This window comes from Planomonospora corallina (assembly GCF_042650625.1).
GTDB classification, from domain to species: Bacteria; Actinomycetota; Actinomycetes; order Streptosporangiales; family Streptosporangiaceae; genus Planomonospora_B; species Planomonospora_B corallina.
Genome location: NZ_JBHSBM010000061.1, coordinates 1 through 2,403 on the forward strand (window position 1 = coordinate 1; position 2,403 = coordinate 2,403).

Consider the following 2,403-nt stretch of genomic DNA (forward strand, 5'->3'; position numbering starts at 1 on the left):
GACGCGCGGCGCTGGTACGAGCGGTACGGCATCTCGGTGAACGTCAACGTCTCGGCGGTGCAGCTGCGCCGCCCGGACTTCGTGGCCATGGTGCTGCAGGCGCTGGCGGACGCGGAGCTGCCGGGGCAGGCGCTGGTGCTGGAGATCACCGAGACCGAGCTGATGGGCACCGGCGCGCACCGCGGCGACCAGGCCATCGGCTACCTGCACGAGCTGCGCGAGCACGGGGTGCGGGTCGCCATCGACGACTTCGGCACCGGCTACTCCTCGCTGGCCTACCTGCACAGCCTCCCGGTCGACGTGGTCAAGATCGACGGCGCCTTCACCACGCTCGCCTCCGGCAGCGACACGGCCACCCGGCAGCGGCACGCCTTCACCCAGGCGATCATCGGCCTCTGCGAGAGCCTGGACCTGCCGGCCGTCGCGGAGAAGGTCGAGACCAGCGAGCAGCAGGAGTTCCTGCGCGACATGCGCTGCCCGCTGGGCCAGGGCTACCTGTTCAGCAAGCCCGTGCCCGCCCCGGCCCTGGACGCCCTCCTGGACGGCGGCGCGGGCAGCGGCCGGGCCGCGTGACGCGCGCCCGGCCGGCGGAGCGGTCCCGCTAGGGGGGACCGGCCGCGCGCCGGGGGAGAGGACGCCTCCGGGAGCACGGGGGACCGGCCGCGCGCCGTACGGGAAGAAGTCCGCACGGCCGGGGGAAGACGTCCGCCGGAGGACTCAGGTATCGCCCGCGCGTACCGATGAGGGGACGGGCTCCCGCGCGCCGCCGCGCCGCCCCGTCACCGACGACACCGCATGCCGGGAGAAGACGATGCAGCCAGACGCCTCCCCCTCGAGGCAGGTCACACGTCACCGGAAGGAGCGTGGACTCCCTCTCTGGGCGCTCTTCCTCCTGCTCGGTTCCGTGCTGGCCGCTGTCGTGCTCGCCCTCCCGGATCCGGCCAGGGGCGTGCTGTGGGAGGTCGTCCCGCTCGCCGCGGTGACCGCGCTGGCCATCGGGATCCGGCGGCACCGCCCGCCCGCCGCGGCGGGGTGGTGGCTGGTCACGGCCGGCGTGGCGGCCTGGACGGGAGCCGACCTGCTGTGGACCGCCTGGTACGTGGCGGCCGGCGGCGACGCCGCCGCCCTCCCCCTCTGGCTCGACCTGCTCTACATACCGATGTACCCGCTGCTCGCGGCCGGCCTGTACCGGCTCTCGCGCCTCTCGGCCCCCTCCGGCGAGGGCGAGGGCGAGGGCGTGACGCTGGACGCGGTCGTCGTCGTCGTGGGCCTCGCCCTGCTCCAGTGGACGATGATCTTCCAGGCCTTCTCCGGCGGCGAGGACCTGCGCAGCGCCGAGCACATCATGACGCTGATCTGCATGACCCTGGACCTGGTCGTCGCCTTCGCCGCGGTCCGCCTCTGGCTCAGGTACGGCGTGCGGAACACCTCCTACCGGATGCTCGGCCTCGGCGTCGCCGCCCTGATCGCGGGTGACGCGGTCTTCACCGCGACGCTCGTGGGCGACGGCAACCCCGGCATGGCCGTACTGCACGGCCCCGGCGCCGAGCTCCTGGGGACCGGGGCCTGGATGCTCTGGCTCGTCCTGATGGGAACGGCCGCGCTCCACCCGTCGATGGCCGAGTCCGGCCGGAGCGCCTCCGGCACCGCCCTCACCTTCACCCGGGGAGGGCTCTTCCTGGCCGTCGCCTGCGCGGGCCCCGTCTCCTTCGTCCTCTCCCTGGACTCCGAGCAGGTGACGCTGAACCGGTTCGACATCGCGTTCCCGATGCTCCTGCTGACCGGCCTGTCGGTGTTCCTGCTCATCCGGATGCTCGCGGCCACCGGCACGGCGCAGCGGCACGCCCGCCGGCTCGACGAGCAGGCCGCGGAGCTGTCGCGGGCGCTGGAGGAGCAGAACGCCCTGCAGCAGCTGCTCAGCCACCGGTCCATGCACGACCCGCTGACCGGCTTGTCCAACCGGGCCCTGTTCACCGACCGGCTGGAGCAGGCCACCGCCCGCCGCTCCCCGACCGCCCGGCACGCGCTGCTCCTGCTGGACCTGGACGGGTTCAAGCACGTCAACGACAGCTACGGCCACCCGGTCGGCGACCAGCTGCTCATCCAGGCCGGCCGCCGGCTGCGCACCGTCGTGCGCGAGTCCGACACGCTGGCCCGCTTCGGTGGCGACGAGTTCGCGATCCTGCTGGAGGACGTCACCTCGGAGGAGGCGGGCGAGGTGGCCGGCCGCGTGGTCGAGGCCATCGCCGAGAGCTTCACCGTGAGCGGAGAGGTTCTGCACCTGACCGTCAGCGTGGGCCTGCACATGATCGCCGAGGCCATGGAGGCGCAGGAGGCGCTGCGTGATGCGGACCTGGCGCTGTACGCGGCCAAGGCCGCGGGCAAGAACCAGATCAGCGTCTT

The 2,403-nt window shown here is 73.3% G+C and carries 2 protein-coding genes; both read left to right on the top strand.

The annotated features are described in order from the left end of the window. A partial coding sequence (locus ACFOWE_RS31380) for an EAL domain-containing protein (protein WP_377294271.1) occupies window positions 1-573 on the top strand: 573 nt, incomplete at its 5' end. Window positions 574-904: 331 nt separating this feature from the next. After that, window positions 905-2,403, top strand: a 1,499-nt coding sequence (locus ACFOWE_RS31385; protein WP_377294273.1) for a diguanylate cyclase domain-containing protein, incomplete at its 3' end; no start/stop codon positions are given.